At 32.9% G+C, this 18,694-nt stretch carries 16 protein-coding genes and 2 tRNA genes; 11 read left to right on the top strand and 7 right to left on the bottom strand.

Features of this window, described 5'->3' with window-relative positions; genetic code table 11:
• Positions 1 to 521: 521 nt before the first annotated feature.
• Positions 522 to 1,406, bottom strand: coding sequence for a YitT family protein (locus LQ673_RS05890; protein WP_025906261.1), 885 nt, complete (start codon positions 1,404 to 1,406; stop codon positions 522 to 524).
• Positions 1,407 to 1,513: 107 nt separating this feature from the next.
• On the opposite strand from LQ673_RS05890, the gene LQ673_RS05885 reads away from it, so the two are divergent.
• The 8 genes from LQ673_RS05885 to rlmH all read left to right on the top strand — a co-directional run bounded on the left by LQ673_RS05885 (position 1,514) and on the right by rlmH (position 8,101).
• Positions 1,514 to 1,588: transfer RNA gene (locus LQ673_RS05885), tRNA-Glu, on the top strand.
• A gap of 18 nt (positions 1,589 to 1,606) precedes the next feature.
• A tRNA-Asp gene (locus LQ673_RS05880) sits at positions 1,607 to 1,679 on the top strand.
• Positions 1,680 to 1,846: 167 nt separating this feature from the next.
• Positions 1,847 to 2,548, top strand: a complete 702-nt coding sequence (gene yycF, locus LQ673_RS05875) for a response regulator YycF (RefSeq protein WP_025906262.1) — start codon at positions 1,847 to 1,849, stop codon at positions 2,546 to 2,548.
• A 9-nt stretch (positions 2,549 to 2,557) separates the two neighbouring features.
• On the top strand, positions 2,558 to 4,399 hold the full coding sequence (gene walK / locus LQ673_RS05870) for a cell wall metabolism sensor histidine kinase WalK (protein ID WP_037589684.1): 1,842 nt from the start codon (positions 2,558 to 2,560) through the stop codon (positions 4,397 to 4,399).
• Entirely contained in the window at positions 4,374 to 5,714 is a 1,341-nt protein-coding gene (locus LQ673_RS05865) for a YycH family regulatory protein (protein ID WP_239745019.1), read from the top strand. Before walK ends, LQ673_RS05865 begins: the two co-directional genes overlap by 26 nt.
• Positions 5,714 to 6,505: a two-component system regulatory protein YycI gene (locus LQ673_RS05860; protein WP_204188935.1), complete on the top strand. Its 792-nt coding sequence runs from the start codon at positions 5,714 to 5,716 to the stop codon at positions 6,503 to 6,505. Before LQ673_RS05865 ends, LQ673_RS05860 begins: the two co-directional genes overlap by 1 nt.
• A gap of 40 nt (positions 6,506 to 6,545) precedes the next feature.
• Positions 6,546 to 7,328 (top strand): MBL fold metallo-hydrolase, encoded by a 783-nt coding sequence (locus LQ673_RS05855; RefSeq protein ID WP_025906269.1) that lies wholly within the window; start codon positions 6,546 to 6,548, stop codon positions 7,326 to 7,328.
• 293 nt (positions 7,329 to 7,621) lie between these two features.
• The gene (gene rlmH, locus LQ673_RS05850; protein ID WP_239705801.1) at positions 7,622 to 8,101 is read left to right on the top strand and encodes a 23S rRNA (pseudouridine(1915)-N(3))-methyltransferase RlmH; all 480 of its coding nucleotides are present in this window, start codon (positions 7,622 to 7,624) and stop codon (positions 8,099 to 8,101) included.
• A gap of 184 nt (positions 8,102 to 8,285) precedes the next feature.
• Here the strand turns inward: rlmH and LQ673_RS05845 are convergent, their stop codons facing one another.
• Entirely contained in the window at positions 8,286 to 8,834 is a 549-nt protein-coding gene (locus LQ673_RS05845) for a Cap15 family cyclic dinucleotide receptor domain-containing protein (RefSeq protein WP_065381409.1), read from the bottom strand.
• Positions 8,827 to 9,801: a nucleotidyltransferase domain-containing protein gene (locus LQ673_RS05840; RefSeq protein ID WP_239745018.1), complete on the bottom strand. Its 975-nt coding sequence runs from the start codon at positions 9,799 to 9,801 to the stop codon at positions 8,827 to 8,829. Before LQ673_RS05840 ends, LQ673_RS05845 begins: the two co-directional genes overlap by 8 nt.
• 184 nt (positions 9,802 to 9,985) lie before the next feature.
• On the opposite strand from LQ673_RS05840, the gene LQ673_RS05835 reads away from it, so the two are divergent.
• The 3 genes from LQ673_RS05835 to LQ673_RS05825 are packed head-to-tail and all read left to right on the top strand — an operon-like array spanning position 9,986 to position 15,903.
• A complete protein-coding gene (locus LQ673_RS05835; protein WP_065381411.1) occupies positions 9,986 to 11,500 on the top strand; it encodes a class I SAM-dependent DNA methyltransferase in 1,515 nt (504 codons plus the stop codon).
• Positions 11,490 to 12,797, top strand: a complete 1,308-nt coding sequence (locus tag LQ673_RS05830) for a restriction endonuclease subunit S (protein WP_239705799.1) — start codon at positions 11,490 to 11,492, stop codon at positions 12,795 to 12,797. The genes LQ673_RS05835 and LQ673_RS05830 overlap by 11 nt, the downstream gene beginning before the upstream one ends.
• Complete coding sequence (locus tag LQ673_RS05825) at positions 12,781 to 15,903, top strand: type I restriction endonuclease subunit R (protein ID WP_239705798.1); 3,123 nt, start codon at positions 12,781 to 12,783, stop codon at positions 15,901 to 15,903. The genes LQ673_RS05830 and LQ673_RS05825 overlap by 17 nt, the downstream gene beginning before the upstream one ends.
• Before the next feature lie 195 nt (positions 15,904 to 16,098).
• Here the strand turns inward: LQ673_RS05825 and LQ673_RS05820 are convergent, their stop codons facing one another.
• The 4 genes from LQ673_RS05820 to LQ673_RS05805 all read right to left on the bottom strand — a co-directional run bounded on the left by LQ673_RS05820 (position 16,099) and on the right by LQ673_RS05805 (position 18,675).
• The gene (locus LQ673_RS05820) at positions 16,099 to 16,611 is read right to left on the bottom strand and encodes a DUF1643 domain-containing protein (RefSeq protein WP_113342713.1); all 513 of its coding nucleotides are present in this window, start codon (positions 16,609 to 16,611) and stop codon (positions 16,099 to 16,101) included.
• Positions 16,612 to 16,630: 19 nt separating this feature from the next.
• Positions 16,631 to 16,939: a DUF960 family protein gene (locus LQ673_RS05815; protein WP_204168849.1), complete on the bottom strand. Its 309-nt coding sequence runs from the start codon at positions 16,937 to 16,939 to the stop codon at positions 16,631 to 16,633.
• Positions 16,940 to 17,023: 84 nt separating this feature from the next.
• Positions 17,024 to 17,374, bottom strand: coding sequence for an SAUGI family uracil-DNA glycosylase inhibitor (locus LQ673_RS05810; protein ID WP_204168848.1), 351 nt, complete (start codon positions 17,372 to 17,374; stop codon positions 17,024 to 17,026).
• A 566-nt stretch (positions 17,375 to 17,940) separates the two neighbouring features.
• Entirely contained in the window at positions 17,941 to 18,675 is a 735-nt protein-coding gene (locus LQ673_RS05805) for a glucose 1-dehydrogenase (protein ID WP_044291471.1), read from the bottom strand.
• Positions 18,676 to 18,694: the final 19 nt, after the last annotated feature.

Genomic DNA, 18,694 nt, shown 5'->3' with positions numbered 1-18,694 from the left:
CCAAGAGATTGTCTAAGTCTTAGCTTAACGTCTGAATAAAGCCAAGAGATTGGCCGAGTCATGGCTTAAGTCCTGAATAAAGCCAAGAGATTGTCTAAGTCTTAGCTTAACGTCTGAATAAAGCCAAGAGATTGGCCGAGTCATGGCTTAAGTCCTGAATAAAGCCAAGAGATCGCCCGAGTCTTGGCTTAACTACCAAATAAAGCCAAGAGATGTCCCAAGTCATGGCTTAAGTCCTGAATAAAGCCAAGAGATCACCTATCAACCCCATCTTGAACCCGATCCTCACCCCCATCCTCAACGATCCTCACCCCCATACATCCGCGGACACCCTCATCAAACTCACACCATCCCCACCACACCCCAACAAAAAAAGCATAAAAACTTATCATTTCAAGGTTGTCTACCAACTGCGCTCTCAACTCTAACTTAATCAGGCTTCCTAATTAAGACTGTCCGCAATCATAGACGTCTATCTGTACTTTGAAATCATAAATTCTTATGCATGTTACTGTGATTGATTAATGTATTTCTCTTTTCTTAAATCGTCCGCCTTTTACTTCGCTCACGTCACCGATTGATAGGAATGCGGTGTTATCTATTTCTGTTACGATATCTTTTAGTTTGGATTCTTCTAATCGTGTGATGACACAGAATACGACTTTTTTATCTTCGCCTGTATATGCGCCTTCTCCATTCAGATATGTCACACCTCTACCGAGTCGGTCATTGATGGCTTCTCCGATATCTCTATATGTATCGCTGATGATCCATACGGCTTTAGATTCATCAAATCCTTGAACGGTTACGTCAATCATCTTAGCAGCTATAAAATAAGCAATAACGGAAAACATCGCTGATTCCCAATTGAATACAAATCCTGCAGCTGTAAATATGAAGAAGTTAATCAACATGACGATTTCGCCTACTGAAAATGGTGCTTTACTGCTGATTAAGATAGCACTGATTTCAGATCCGTCTAAAGATCCGCCATATCGTATTACGAGACCTACACCTAAACCAATAATTGCGCCTCCAAAGATCGTTACTAAAAATGCTTCTTTAATAAAAGGATCAAAATGATGTAAGTAGGCTGTTGTAATAGATAATATTGTAATTGCGTAAATTGTAGAAATCGTGAATGTCTTACCAATCTGCTTGTATCCTAAAAAGAAAAACGGAATATTTAGTAGAAAGATAAATAATCCAAGCTTTAAATTGGTGAGATGACTCAAAATAATTGCGATACCGACAATGCCACCATCTAGTAAATTGTTAGGAACTAAAAATAATTCTAACCCTACCCCCATTAATATACTGCCGATGGTGATAAATATGAATCGTTTGAGGATTTCTCCTTTACGTAATTTACGATGTCCTTTTCTAATAACTTGTGCTTGTTCCATATTATCATCCCTTTTTAGTACTTCTATATTTATTATATAAAAAATTTAAAATAAAATCTTGTCTTCTGTATATTAGTCATGCTATAATCAATCTTGTGTTAAACAGAGGCCCCTTGGTCAAGCGGTTAAGACACCGCCCTTTCACGGCGGTAACACGGGTTCGAATCCCGTAGGGGTCACCATCTCAATTTTATACATAAGGTCCCGTGGTGTAGCGGTTAACATGCCTGCCTGTCACGCAGGAGATCGCGGGTTCGATTCCCGTCGGGACCGCTTTTAATGCTTATCGTTATAACGATAAGCATTTTTTTGTTGTTCAATCATAGATTAACGTCAAACAATAGAATTAATAGACAAATAGTGTTAAATTATAGTATAGGATATCATGCACAATTGTGTGCTTAGAGATACTTATTTTCAAAAAGAAATGAGGTAAATGTATGGCTAGAAAAATAGTAGTCGTTGATGATGAAAAACCAATTGCAGATATACTTGAATTTAATTTAAAAAAAGAAGGTTATGATGTTTATTGCGCATATGACGGTAATGACGCAGTAGATTTGATATATGCAGAAGAACCAGACATCGTATTATTAGATATTATGCTACCTGGTAGAGATGGTATGGAAGTATGTAGAGAGGTTCGTAAGAAATTTGAAATGCCAATCATTATGTTAACAGCTAAAGACTCAGAAATTGATAAAGTTCTAGGGTTAGAGTTAGGTGCAGATGATTATGTGACGAAGCCTTTTTCAACACGTGAATTAATCGCGCGTGTGAAAGCAAACTTACGTAGACATTATTCTCAACCAACACAAACAGAAGACGAAGAAACAAATGAAATCGTCATTAAAGATATTACGGTATACCCTGATGCATATTCAATTAAAAAACGTGGTGTCGATATCGAATTGACACACCGTGAATTTGAATTGTTTCATTATTTAGCAAAACATATTGGACAAGTTATGACGCGTGAACACTTACTCCAAACTGTATGGGGTTATGATTATTTTGGAGATGTACGTACAGTCGATGTTACGATACGTCGTCTACGTGAGAAAATCGAAGACGATGCATCACACCCAGAATATATTGTGACGCGTAGAGGTGTGGGTTATTTCCTACAAACACAAGAGTAGGCTGATATTATGAATTGGCTAAAGAAGTTTCAGTCCTTACACATTAAACTTGTCGTTATTTATGTTTTATTAATCATAATTGGTATGCAAATTATTGGATTATATTTTACAAATAGTCTTGAGAAAGAACTGACACGTAACTTCAAGACAAATATTGAACAACACGTGAAACAGATTAATTACAACATAAAGAAAACGTACAACTCAGAAGATCCAAATCGGAACTTCCAAAAAGAAATACAAAATATATTAGATGATTATGCCAATAGAACTGAAATTGATGAGATTAAGTTTATTGATCAAGATCAAATTATTGTGGCGACATCTAAAGCTACGAATCAAAATACCGTCAATCAAAAAGTAAACGATAGCTCTGTACAAAAGGCGTTATCATTAGGAAAAGCTAATGATAAAATCGTATTAAAAAATGATTCATCCGATAGTAATAGAGTATGGATCAAAAATAAACCTGTTGAATACGAAGGTGAAGTTGTCGGAGATATATATGTTGAATCAGATATTGATTCTGTTTACGAGCAGTTAAACAACATTAACCAAATCTTCATCATCGGTACAGCAATCTCATTATTGATCACAATCGTGCTCGGTTTCTTCATTGCGAGAACGATTACGAAACCTATATCAGACATGCGTAACCAAACGTTAGAGATGTCTAAAGGTAACTATACGCAGCGCGTTAAGATATACGGAAATGACGAAATCGGTGAACTTGCGCTGTCATTTAACAACTTATCTAAACGTGTACAAGAAGCACAAGCGAATACGGAAAGTGAAAAGCGTCGTCTAGACTCGGTTATCACGCATATGAGCGATGGTGTCCTTGCCACTGATAGACGTGGTCGCGTACGTATTATTAATGAAATGGCCCTTAAAATGTTAGGTCTAGAACGTGCTGATGTAGAAGCGAAACATATACTAGATATTCTAAATATTGACGATGATTATTCATTAGATGACTTACAAGAGAATAATGATAGTTTCATTATTGATATTAATAGTGAAGAAGGCATTATTGCACGTGTTAACTTCAGTACAATTATTCAAGATACAGGCTTTATTAATGGTTATATTGCCGTATTACATGATGTTACAGAGCAGCACATTTTAGAAAATGAACGTCGCGAATTCGTTGCGAATGTTTCACATGAATTGCGTACGCCGTTAACATCTATGAGAAGTTATATAGAAGCATTAGAAGAAGGTGCTTGGCGTGATCCTGAAGTTGCACCGACATTCTTAAATGTTACACGTGAAGAAACAGACCGTATGATTCGTCTTGTGAATGACTTATTACAACTTTCTAAAATGGACAGTTCAAGCGATCAAATGAACTCTGAATTGATTGATTTTAATATGTTTATTAACAAAATCATTAACAGACACGAAATGTCGCAAGGTAAGAACGTGACATTCATTAGAGATATACCTGTTAAAGGTTTATTCGTTGAAATTGATCCAGATAAGATGACACAAGTGTTTGATAACGTTATTACAAATGCGATTAAATACTCACAAGAATCTCATAAACGTGTAGAGTTTCATGTGAAACAAAATACTTTATATAATCGAATGACAATACAAATTAAAGATAATGGTATCGGTATTCCAGTGAATAAAGTAGATAAAATCTTTGATCGTTTCTACAGAGTAGATAAAGCGAGAGCACGTAAAATGGGTGGTACAGGTTTAGGTTTAGCCATCACTAAAGAAATCGTAGAAGCACATAAAGGTAGAATATGGGCAAGCAGTAAAGAAGGTCAAGGTACATCCATCTATATAACATTGCCATGTGAAGTCATGGAAGATGAGTTTGGTGATTGGGATGCGTAATAGAGAACTGATTAAATCTGCTATCCTCATAATCCTTGTGCTTATCAGTGTGTTTATGACATACCGCGTATGGACATTTACACCTGAACTAACAGATTTAGAAACAGATGTGAATACAGAAACACCTTCTATTGGACCTAAAATTAGTAAGCCTATTGATAGTGTGATTATGCCGTTTAGAATGATTAATCGAAATGGCACGGACGTGAAAGGGACGTCTAACGTGAAAGACATCAAGAAGATTACTGACCAATTGTTGAGTAAAGAAGTGAAGAAAGTTGATATTCTAAGCAGTGAGTCAGTCGTTCAACTTGAAGATTTATCTGAACGATATACGATTTTAGACTTCCCTGATAGCATCCCGAGTGAAATGTACTTAAACCAAGTATTAGGTATGAATATGAACTATTATCCTAATATTAATTTTGATCGAATTCTTGTAGATACGAAATCAACGAAAGAAGCTGTTGTGTATCTTTTAAGTGAGAATAAGCAAAAGGCTGTTAAACTACAGACCAATATTAAAAGCACGCAATTTGATAAGGTGAATAAAGAAGCAGCACCAGATTTGAAGCCTTATACAGGCATGATTACAAATGAAACGACTACGAATGAAATCTACCAAATTTATGCACCAGAGAATGCAGATAATATGAATATTTACCGTTACGTTTCTAACAAAATATCCGTATCTGAATTAAATGATGTTATTCTCGGTGATTCGGTGATTGCGCGTAGTAATGAACATAACGTTTCGACGTATAACAACAATACGGGGATTTCTACCGTGAACGAAGCGAAACAAACATATCGTTATACGAATTTATCAGAAGATGAAAATCGTCAAAAAGATATGGCAAAATCAATTACAAATTCATTTAAATTTATTAATGAACATGCAGGTTATACAGATGAATTCCGTCTGTTTAGTACAGATCAAAAGTCTGGTAAAATAGACTATCAAATGTTCTTAAATAATTACCCAGTGTTTAATGATGATAAGTTATCATCTATAGAAGCGGTGTGGGGTAGAGATACGATTAATGAATACAATCGCGGTCTTATTACAACAGGAGTAGCCGTACCGTCTAAAAAAGAAGCGGATAAATTACCTTCATCAGAAGAAGTCAGATTTAGCCTAGCTTCTAATGGTTCGATTGATTTTAACAAAGTTACGAATATAGCAATTGGCTATGATTTATCATTACCAAAAGACGAAATTAATAACTTACAAGACACGATTGAATTTACACCGAAATGGTATGTGAAATATGACGGTGAATGGAAAAGGTACGAGAATGGAGGGCTTTCTTAATGGATTGGAAACATGCTAAGTCACTCTTCATCATTGTGTTTATTCTCATTAATATAGGATTGGTCGTTGTCTACTTTAATAAAGTAAATAATTCTATCGTTCAAGAATCAAACGCACAATCAGATGTTAATTTTGCTAAAGAAGGCATAGACATCCCGCAGTTACCAGAATATCGAGATAAGAAGATGCAAGCCATAACAGGTAGTAGTAAATCGTTCGATTCAGATGAGCTTGAAGGTGTTTATTCATTAAGTGAAAAAGACACGAAAATCAATAAAGATATTGATGCAGATTTAGATAAAGATAGTAAACAGTCATCATTTAAGAGCTTCATTAACAAAGATGCTTTTAAAGGTAAAGATTATGAATATAAAAAGAATAACACAGATAAAAACAAAGTCGTCTATGAACAAAACTATGAAGGTTTACCAATACTCAACAACAACAAAGGACAAATTGTCATAGATATGGATAATGGTAAAGCTAAGTCGTATACACAAACGTATTTAGATAAACTTAAACCAGGTAATGGCGACAACAACAATAAACGTACGATAGCAGATGCTAAGACAGCTTTAGAGACATTGTATTACAACACGTACCTTAAAAAAGGTGATAAAGTAGAGTCTGTAAGGTTAGGCTATTACAGTGTCGTTAAAGAAATAGGCGGACAAGTACTTGTACCGTCATGGGAAGTTAAAATAAAATCCGAAAAAGACGGTAAAACAGAAACGAAGACATTGTATATCGATGCCATTAAACCAGAATCTACCGTCTTAGAAGAATCGTAAGAGAAGCAGTAATTAAAGGAGATGAACACTTGTGATCGCAATGAGCGTACTCGCAAGTGGCAGTACAGGAAATGCCACTTATATAGAATCAGATAAAGGAAGCCTACTTGTCGATGCTGGCTTAACAGGAAAGAAAATAGAAGGTCTCTTTCAACAAATTGACCGTAACATCAGCGACTTAGAAGGTATCTTAGTAACCCACGAACATATCGATCACATAAAAGGGTTAGGTGTACTCGCAAGAAAGTATAAACTACCTATCTATGCGAACAAGAAGACATGGCAAATGATAGAAGCTAAAGATAAAAACATACCACTAGATCAAAAGTTCCATTTCGAACCATATGAAACAAAGACTTTAGCAGGTATGGATATCGAATCATTTAGTGTGTCACATGACGCAATAGACCCACAGTTCTATATCTTTAACAACGACTATAAAAAGTTAACGATGATTACAGATACAGGCTACGTGTCAGACCGCATGAAAGGTATGATACACGGAAGTGATGCCTTTGTATTCGAAAGTAATCACGATGTGGATATGTTAAGAATGGGCAAATATCCATGGAAGACGAAACAACGTATATTAAGCGACATGGGTCACGTATCTAACGAAGATGCAGCACATGCAATGTGTGATGTAATAACAGGTAGCACGAAACGTATCTATCTGTCACACTTAAGCCAAGACAACAACATGAAAGATTTAGCAAGAATGAGCGTTGGGCAAGTATTAAACGAACATGATATTGATACAAATAAAGAAGTCATTTTATGTGATACAGATAAAGAAAAAGCAACACCCATATACTACATTTAAAAAAGATATCCCCAATTATAGAGTTGGGGATATCTTTTTAGTTTGTGCACACATATACCCACAGTTATACACAAATGTCCACAAACTGTGAATAATATAGGTGGTTATCCACGAAATTATCCACAATGTATATAAATCCGTGGATAAATCATAATAAAATGTATAAAAATAAACGACTTAATATTTAGAAAACGTACAAAAAATTAAAATTGTTGATATAATAATAGAGAAAACTGTGCATAAGTTAATAACATGTGGATAACTTTTAACAAGATGAATAAAGGTGGATAAAAATGAAGATAACAATCATAACGGTAGGTAAACTAAAAGAGAAATACTGGAAACAAGCCGTAGATGAATATAACAAACGCTTAGGTGCATATACAAAGACAGAACTCATCGAAGTAGCAGACGAAAAAGCACCCGATAATATGAGCGATAAAGATATAGAGATAGTGAAGGAAAAAGAAGCGGACAGAATCATGTCTAAAATCAAACAAGACAGTTACGTTATTACCCTGGAAATACAAGGCAAAATGTTAACAAGCGCAGGACTCAGTAAAGAAATCGATAACCTCATGACAAGAGGCAATTCACACATCACATTTATCATCGGCGGATCAAACGGACTGCATCAAAAAGTATTACAACGCAGCAACTACGCCCTATCATTCAGCAAAATGACCTTCCCACACCAAATGATGAAAGTCATCCTGATGGAACAAGTGTATCGCGCATTTAAGATCATGCGTGGGGAAGCATATCATAAATGATGCGGTTTTTTCAGCCGCTTCATAAAGGGATTTTGAACGTATCGGAACGTATGAGGTTTATGAGAATTGCTGTTATGTTTTTGTGAGAGTTATCATAAATGATGCGGTTTTTGATAAGGTTCCCCTTATAAGTAATATTGCTAGAAATACCAAAATAAATTTAATTTATTTTGGTATCAATTTTCTAATATAATTTTTTTAGTGTTAAATCGCCTGTAGTTTTTACTCCAGTCCAATAATTTCCAGTTAATTCGGTTTCCTCAACAATTAATCTTGTTGTTCCACGATTAATAGGATTATTCTCTTCGTATTCAGCTTTCGGACTTGTTATATAAGTATAATACAAAATGTTTTTACCATTTTCATTAATAATTTCTGCGGTAATACTATTACTAGTAATTTCATCACTTTTTAATTCAATATTTACAGTTAAAAATGTTTGCTTTATTTTCACTTCAACTTTTTTAACTCCACCTTTTCCATGAGTATATCTGATAATTGCTTCATAGACTCCTGATATATCGAGCTGCTTATTAAATATACGAAAGAATTTACACTTCCACATAAACCTTTCAAATCCTATAGTGAGAAATGTTGATATTGTTATAGTGTAACTTATGATATCTATCCAGTCTATATGCCATATAATACATGATATTATAATTAATAATAATCCAATAATTACTGTAAAGATCCCATTTATTTTAATCAAATGATTTAATTTGTCATTCATATTTTTTCTCACCACTATATTCAAAATAATTCTTTACATCTAGAATAAAATTTTTATAAGCACTATTTTTTTCTTGAGAATCGCATAAATATAGAATATCATTAGGTTCTTTAAATTCACTTAATTTATCAATATTGTCTATTAAAAATGTAATTAATGCATTAAATGTATCTCCTAAAGTCAGACCACTGCTATATTTGTAATCCGGTATGTTCCAAAACAAACCTTCAACTCCAAATGAAGAAGTTTGTTCCGCATTTTCATTTTTACTATCTATTAATTGATATCTTATTTCCTTTATTATTCTAACCATCTTTTTGTATCTATAATTTGTATTTTTATTTTTTATAACACTATTTTTTATATGCTGTTCCGGATAATTTATAATTCGTTCACCTTTATCTGAATAAATTGTGATTCCTCCAATGAAATTATTTGGATCATCTATATAATCATTACTATAATCTCTATATCTAAAACAAGGTACACAATCTGTTTCTTTACGGTAAGTGTTGCCATTGATTCTAATTGCTTTATTACCTCTTCTTACCTCACTTCTTCCAAATCTTTTAATCAAAGCTTCTTCTACTTCATCTTTAAAATGATACGGAGGCTTATTACTAGAAACAAATTTATAATTTTCTCTAGTTTTACCTTCCCTATATTTACCAAAAAATTCATTTTCTTTTACCACTGCAATATCAACATCACTATTTTGTCTTACATTGGTATTTGTTGCATACGAACCTTTCACAAATATACTTAGTTCATAATCTTTCGATGAATTAGTCATTTTAATTTGATATGATAGTGTATCTTCATTGTTTCTGTGTATACCATTTTTTGTTTCATATCCCAATGATTCCAGAGATTCTTGGATAATTCTTATTGAATTTTCACACTTTTCTTTTTCAGATTCTGATAAAGGTTTAGAATATGATTTTAATTGTTCTTCAGTAAATAACAAACTTGCTCCCCCATTCGTACTCAATTTAACTACATAATAATCTATACTTTTATAATTGGCTACTTAATCTTACTTAAATAATATAACAAACAATATTTTTCACAAAGAAAATCATAAGAAAAGTCACATAATTCCTCGATATTTGCTATATTTGTGTAAAGGATAATATAGAGGTGGAATATAAATGGCGACAATTGGATTTGAAGAAAAGTTATGGCAAGCAGCAGATAAGTTACGTGGCAGTATGGATGCTGCAGAATATAAAAATGTAGCGTTAGGTATTATATTTTTGAAATATGTATCTGATTCTTTTGAAGAGAAGTACGAGGAACTGTTAAATGATGAATATGCTGATGAAGAGGATAAAGATGAGTATTTAGCAGAGAATATTTTCTGGGTTCCTAAAGAAGCACGTTGGCAATATATTAACGATAATTCTAAAAAACCAGAAATTGGTCAAATTATTGATAAAGCAATGATAGCAATTGAAAAAGAAAATGAATCATTAAAAGGCGTGTTACCTAAAGATTACGCAAGACCTGCATTAGATAAAGAAAAATTAGGCGATATTATTGACCTATTTACATTCAAAGTTGGAGATTCTGAAAGTAAGAAGCAAGATATTTTAGGTCGTGTTTATGAATACTTTATCGCAAAATTTGCAAGCGCTGAGGGTAAGAATGCTGGGGAATTCTATACGCCAGCTTCAATCGTTAAATTACTTGTTGAAATGATTGAACCTTATCAAGGTAGAATTTATGACCCTTGTTGTGGTTCGGGTGGTATGTTTGTACAAAGTGAGCATTTTATTGAACGCCATCAAGGTCGTATAGGTGATATTGCTGTTTATGGTCAAGAATCTAATCCAACTACTTGGAAATTAGCAAAAATGAATTTGGCTATTCGAGGGATAGATAGTGATTTAGGTGATCATCATGCGGACACATTTCATAATGATTTACATAAAGATTTGAAAGCTGACTTTATATTGGCTAACCCACCATTCAATGCAAGTGATTGGGGACAAGAAAAGTTATTAGATGATTACCGTTGGAAATTTGGTATTCCTCCTAAAGGCAATGCCAACTATGCATGGATTGAACATATGATTTCTAAACTTGCACCAAGTGGTACAGCAGGATTTGTATTAGCGAATGGTTCAATGTCTACAAGTGGTAAAGATGAATTAGAGATACGTAAAAACTTAATTGAACAAGACTTAGTTGAGTGTATTGTCACATTACCAGGGCAATTATTCTATTCAACTCAAATTCCAGTATGTTTGTGGTTCGTGACAAAAAATAAAGCTAAAAATGGTAAGAATGAACGACGTGGAGAAGTACTATTTATAGACGCTAGAAATATTGGAAGTATGGTATCAAGAACATTAAAAGAATTCTCAGATGATGAAATAAAAGATATAGCAAATGTTTATCACTCATGGCGGGGTACAAACGATAATCAATATGAAGATAAAGCAGGTTTCTGTAAAGTAGCAAAGACAGAAGAAATAAAAGATAACGAATACATCTTAACGCCAGGACGTTATGTAGGATTAGCAGAAGTAGAAGAAGATTCAGAACCATTTGAACAGAAAATGGAAAGAATCACAGCAGATTTAAGTGAACAATTTGCTAAATCAAAAGAACTCGAAGACCAAATCCGAAAATCATTGGAGGGATTAGGTTATGGAGTTTAATTCAATAAAAATTAAAGATACAAATATTGAACTCATTGATGGGGATAGAGGGAAAAATTATCCGAAAAATCATGAAATGATGGATAGTGGGCACACTTTATTTTTAAATAACAAAAATATTGCAAAAAACTTTTTGGATGATTCTTTTGGAAACTTTATAACTGAAGATAAATCTGATTCTTTAAAAAAAGGGAAACTTTGTAGAAATGATATTGTACTATCAACTCGAGGAAGTGTGGGAAATGTTGGATTTTATCACTCTAAGATTCAAATGAATCATATACGTATTAATTCAGGTATGATTATTTTGAGAAATAATGATAAAAAATTTTTAGATGAATATTTATATATTTTTTTAAGAAGTCCATATATGCAAAATAAGTTCAAAGAATTCATAAGTGGTTCAGTACAAAATCATTTACCAATTAGAGATTTGCAACAAATTGAAATAATGTATCCTCCTATTTATTACCAAAGTTATATCATTAAAATTATAATGAATATTGAGGAAAAAATAAAAATTAACAACCAGATTATAGCAAATCTTGAAGAACTTTCTCAAACACTATTTAAACGTTGGTTTGTTGATTTTGAATTTCCTGATGAAAATGGAAATCCATATAAATCAAGCGGCGGAGAGATGCTTGAAAGTGAATTAGGGATGATACCCAAAGGATGGGAAATTATTACTATAAATGATTTTGCAAATAATAATGTTATTACAGGTAAAACACCTAGTACAAAAATAAGAGAAAATTATTCTGAAACAGGAATTCCTTTTTTAACGATTCCAGACATGCATAATGATATATTTGCATTAAATACCGAAAGATACATTAGTGAACTAGGTATTGAAAAATTATCAAAAAAAGTATTACCTAAAAATTCACTATCAATAAGTTGTATTGCTACTCCTGGGCTTATAAGTATAATCGCTAATGATACATTAACTAATCAGCAAATTAATAGCTTTACGCCTAATGAAAATGCACTATACTACTTATACTTTAAATTGAAAGGTATGAAAGATTATATTCGTGATTTAGGAAGTGGTGGTAGTGCTACATTGAATTTAAATAAAACTCAGTTTTCAAAAATCAAGTTGGTTAAACCAATAAATGAAATATTATATAAGTATGATAAATTAGTAAGTCCTAATTTCAAAATGATTTTGAATATACAAAAAGAAATACAACAATTAACCCAACTACGTGACACATTACTGCCAAAATTAATGTCAGGTGAAATTGAGATACCTGATGACATCGAGGTGAATGAAGATGAGCTTTCAATTTAGTGAAGATGATTTAGAACAGGTTGCATTGAAGTGGTTTGAGGGTCTTGGCTATTCTGTTAAGAATGGTCGAGATAGTAGTGAAAATGGGATTATGAATGAACGGGAGAGCGACAAAGATGTTGTGCTTGATGATCGTTTAGAAGCGGCTTTAAGACGTATTAATCCTGAACTAAATAATAGTGCAATTGAACAGGCTATCCGTGAAATTTCTATTGAGAAGTCTCCTAGTTTATTAGAGAATAACCGTTCTTTCCATGAAATGATTACAAATGGTATTGAGGTTGAACACTATAATGATGATGGTGAAACGATTAATGATTTGGTCTATGTATTTGACTTTGATAACCCGGGAAATAATGATTTTTTAGCGGTTAATCAGTTAACTGTTGTAAATGGAGATTATAAAAAGCGACCTGATATTGTGTTATTCTTAAATGGATTACCTGTAGTGGTAATAGAACTGAAAAATTCTACAAATGAATCTGTTGGTATTGAAGATGGGTATCATCAGTTAGAAACTTATAAATTGAGAATTCCACAATTATTTAATCATAATGCAGTATTAGTTACGAGTGATGGTATAAATACAAAAGCTGGTTCTTTAACAGCTGATTATGATCGTTTTATGACTTGGCGTACTAAAGATGGAAAAACTGAAGATTCATCAACGTTTCGTAGTTTAGATATATTGATTCACGGTATGTTAAATAAAGAGGTACTATTAGATTTAATACGTCATTTTGTTTTGTTCCAAGATGATGGTAAAGGAAATATAGTTAAAATATTAGCTGCATATCATCAATATTATGCAGTCAATAAAGCTGTTGATCGTGCTATGGAAGCAACATCTGAACATGGTGATGGTAAAGGTGGTGTTATATGGCACACACAAGGTTCTGGTAAGAGTTTGACAATGGTTTTTTTCTCAGGAAAGTTAATTCAAAAATTAAATAATCCAACATTAGTGGTCGTAACAGACCGTAATGACTTAGACAATCAGTTGTATGGTACTTTTGTTAAGTCCAAAGGACGTTCAGGTAAAGGATTACTCAGACAAACACCTAAACAAGCAGAATCACGAAAAGAATTGAAAGAACTATTATCTGTAGAATCAGGTGGTATCGTATTTACAACTATGCAGAAATTCGAACCTGAAGAAGGTCAAGTGACAATGGATACTTTAACAGAACGTAAAAATGTAGTCGTTATGGCAGACGAAGCACACCGCACACAATATGGTTTTAAAGCAACTTACGATGAAAAAGGTGAGGGTATTAAATATGGATATGCAAAATATTTAAGAGATGCTCTACCTAACGCTTCGTTCGTTGGTTTTACTGGAACACCTGTATCTTCTACAGATAAGAATACGCAAATGGTATTTGGTAATTATATTGATGTATATGATATGACACAATCTGTAGAAGACGGTAGTACGGTTAAAATATACTATGAAAGTCGTATTATTCCATTAAATTTACCAACCGATTTAGATATTGATGAAGCATATGATGTCATTACTTCTGGCCAAGAAGAAGATACTAAATCTCGATTGAAATCTAAATGGTCACGTATAGAAGCTCTATCTGGTGCAGAACAACGTGTACATGCTTTAGCGACTGATATTATTAATCACTTTGAAACAAGACAGAAGGCAATGAAGGGTAAGGGTATGATTGTCACAATGAGTCGTCGTATTGCAGTCGATTTATATGATGAAATTGTTAGACTTAAACCCGAATGGCATTCTGATGATGATGACAAAGGTGTTATCAAAGTCGTTATGACAGGTTCATCAAGTGATCCGCAAAACTTCCAAAAACATATAGGTCCGAAAAAGCGAAGAAACCTTTTAGAGAATCGTATGAAAGATGTTAATGATGAATTGCAACTCGTAATTGTGCGAGACATGTGGTTAACAGGATTTGATGTACCTTCAATGCATACAATGTACATAGATAAACCGATGAAAGGTCACAATTTAATGCAAGCTATTGCACGTGTTAATAGAGTATTTAAAGATAAACCGGGCGGATTAATCGTTGACTATGTAGGTATTGCTGAAAGTCTGAAGGAAGCACTAAAAGAGTATACGGACTCTGATAGAGAACAAACAGGTATAGATACAGATAAAGCGCTAGAACTAATGTTAATGAAATACGATATCATTCAAGATATGCTATATAACCATGACTATTCTGACTTTGAGTCAGAAGATCAATTAAATCGCTATAATGCTATCTCAAATACGATGGATTATATCATTGGATTAGGTGAGAAAGAAAGAGAGCGATTTGTGACAACAGTGACAGAGCTTTCTAAGGCATTTGCATTATGTGCAACTGAGGAAGCTGCTCAAGAACTGAATAGTGAAATTGCGTTTTTAAAAGCAGTAAAATCGGGACTTGTTAAATTGTTAGCTCCACCTAGTGAAGGAAGCAACCGTAAAAAGACATCTGCTGAAATAGAAGCAGAAATCAATCAATTGATTTCAAAGTCAGTTGTAACTGAAGAAGTTGTAGATATTTATCAAACACTTGGAATTGAAAATCCAGATATCTCAATATTGTCAGATGATTTCTTAAAAGATGTAGAAGGATTACAGCAAAAAAATGTTGCAGTTGAGTTGTTGAACAAATTACTTAAAGGACAAGTTAAGTCATTAATGAAAACAAACGCTACAGTGTCTAAGAGGTTTTCTGAGATGCTAAGTAAATCAATACAAAAATACAATAATCGTTCTATTGAAGCTTCAAAAGTAATAGAAGAATTAATTCAAATGGCTAAAGAAATTAAGCAAGAACAAAAACGAGGTAATGACTTAGGTTTAAGTACTGAAGAAATTGCATTTTATGATGCATTAGCTTCACATGAAACGGCAAAAGAGGCAATGGGCGATAAAGAATTAAGAGCCATTGCACATGAATTAACTAAAACCGTTAAGGATAACATGAGTGTGGATTGGTCTAAACGTGATAGTGCAAAAGCTAAAATGAGAGTACAAGTTCGTAGATTATTAAAGAAATATGGCTATCCACCAGATCTTCAGAAAATAGCAGTAGAACAAGTAGTAGAACAAGCAGAATTAATGGCAAGTCAGCAATAAAAAAATAATTGAGCATCTTCCAAGTAAAGCGGAAGATGCTCGTATTTTTAACTATATTTATACTTCTATTTTAATAATTTAAAAGTAAATGATACTTTAAAATCTTCTTTTTTATTAGGATCGTTTACTTCTAATATAATGAAAATAATTAAGACAATTCTATTACTAAAAAATTATCAATATGTGTACTCGTATTCAATCTAGTGGTTTTATTGTCCAATCTTTTCGTGCATAAGGATTTAAAGGATGCATGATTTCATTTGTTTGAGGATTTGTTAATATATTGATTTTCTTACTGTGTGGTTTTAACATGTCTAATACATCATTCACTCTATTTTCCACAAGAGGTTTCTTTCCGTAGGAGCCCCAAGCCAATAAAACACTATCGGCTTCTTTGACAGCTTTCATAATATGAATATCCGTATGCTTGTCATGGCTGTTTTCGATATGTTTTAAATTAATAGGTGTATCAATATTTGAAAAAAGGTTAATAAAATTAACGCCACCATATTCATCTTTTTCAGCTACTTTATTGATAATAAGTTGTGTTGTAAGGTCAACATTGATAACACCATCATAATGAGGATACATCGTTATAATTGTGAGTACTTCTTTATCAATATCCCAAGTTTTCTTGAGAAGATAACGATGCATTTTATCCTCACTAAATATCGCTTCGGTTTCTAATACACTTTTGATTGATTTCATTTTTATCTAACTCCTTTATTTAATATTCTTCAGGTAATAACATGACATAATAGGAAAAGCCTACATCATCTTCACGGATAACGTAGACTTTATTGATATTGAGAGAGTGTTTATAATTTGCTTTATGAATTTTGACATAATCAGGACATTCTTGTTTATGTTTGATGTAAAGTTGGTCACTATACATATTAAATTGGAAGATATGAAAATAATCTGCTTCCTGCTCTTTAGTTTGTTCATCCTCTCTATATGAGACAATTTTCCATAATTGTTGTTGTAACGCTTCTGGTAAGTTAGAGGCAATACCTCTTGTAATATAACGTTCCATCATGATTGCTCCTTTTCTATATCTTTCATCATTGATATCACTTCGGTAATGACGGTGATACTGATTTCTGCGATATAAATCCATTTATTCATTATTGTGCTGCTCCTTTTCAAGTAGGTGTCTTTGGTCTAGTAGTGGCATAACTGTATTATGAAGATATAAGAAGTCCATATCGTTTGTTTCATCAATATAACCAATAGCAATGAGTTGTTTCTGATAGTAGAGGATAAAGGGGTATATATGTTTTTCATGAAGTGTGTCAGAGTAGTAAGTATACGTATGAAGTATTTTGTTGGTGAGTGGGCCAAGTCTTACATATTGATCAGGTAGTATATTGTCAGAGACTTCATCAATGGCTTCACATTCCCATACTTCATTTTGGGTTAGACTAAATAAATCTGTAATATAATGCTTGAGTTGTTTTTCTAGTGTCATAGTAATGACCTCCTATAATGTTTTTGATGTATACATGTAATACACCATATAGATAATATATGCTTCAAAAAAAGTTTGTTTCGTTTATGAATCCCATTGTTATTAAGAAAATATCCCAAGCACTATTTGTGAGAAAGGTTGATATGACAAGGAAATCCCGCTATCCCGCTTATTTCTCAGGAAATATAGCCATATATTTATATAATTTAGATTTGTAGGTGTAATTGTGACTTACTTTCCCTTTTTATATTATTTATTTATAAATAATAATGGGATTTCGGGATTACGCATGCGTAATCCTTCTCGTACTTGTATTTATCAAATCCCATTGTCATCCCGTTGGTTTATTATTTAGGGATGTTCTTTTGTCATATCAATATAAGCTTCACATTGAGTTGTACTTATATGTAAACTGAATTTATAAGTTAGAAAAGTGTTATTGTATGACAAAAGGACAACAAGTATAAATTTAGCTTGTTTAAGGAAAAAATAAAGGCGAAGTGCTCCTCAGCACTTCGCCTAAAATTTATTCAAGAGAACAATTTATATTTTAATTGATTTATCATTTATAGTGCAGTAATACCACCATCTATAACAAATTCTGATCCTGTAGAATAAGAAGCATCGTCAGACCCTAAGAAACATACAAGGTTAGATACTTCTTCGGGTTGCGCAACTCTTCGCATTGGAATTGTTTTTTCGAATTCTTTAACGGCTTCTTTAACATCGTCTTGTTCTAACATTGGTGTTTTTATAACACCTGGGTGTACTGAATTAACTCGAATATTGTATGGAGACAATTCTTTAGCCGCAGCTTTTGTCATACCTCTGACCGCAAATTTTGTATCTGTATAGCCAATTGCACCACCAACAAGACCATTCATTGAAGAAATATTGATGATTGACCCTTGTTTTTGACTTTTCATAATTTTTGATACAGTTTTGATGCCTAAAAATACAGATACTTGATTAATATTTACAATCTTCATATAATCTTCTAATGATATTTGGTCAATTGTTTTATTGTATGTGATTCCTGCATTATTAACCAATACATCAATTCGATTCCATTTGTTCATAACTTCTTGAATGACATGATTCCAATCCGTTTCTTTAGATACATCATGTTTGATAAATAAAACATCGTCTCCAAGAGAATTAGCTGTTTTTTGACCTAATTCATCATTAATATCAGTTATCACGACTTTTGCGCCTTCAGCTATCGCTTTTTTGGCATGAAGTTTTCCCATACCTTGTGCACCACCTGTAATAACGACGACTTTATCTTGTAATTTTCCCATTTTAAAACATCCTTCCTCT

The organism is Mammaliicoccus sp. O-M54 (assembly GCF_022386035.1).
Classification (GTDB): Bacteria; Bacillota; Bacilli; order Staphylococcales; family Staphylococcaceae; genus Mammaliicoccus; species Mammaliicoccus sciuri_A.
Note: the sequence above shows the minus strand (reverse complement) of the source record. Positions and strands in the feature narration are given on the sequence as shown.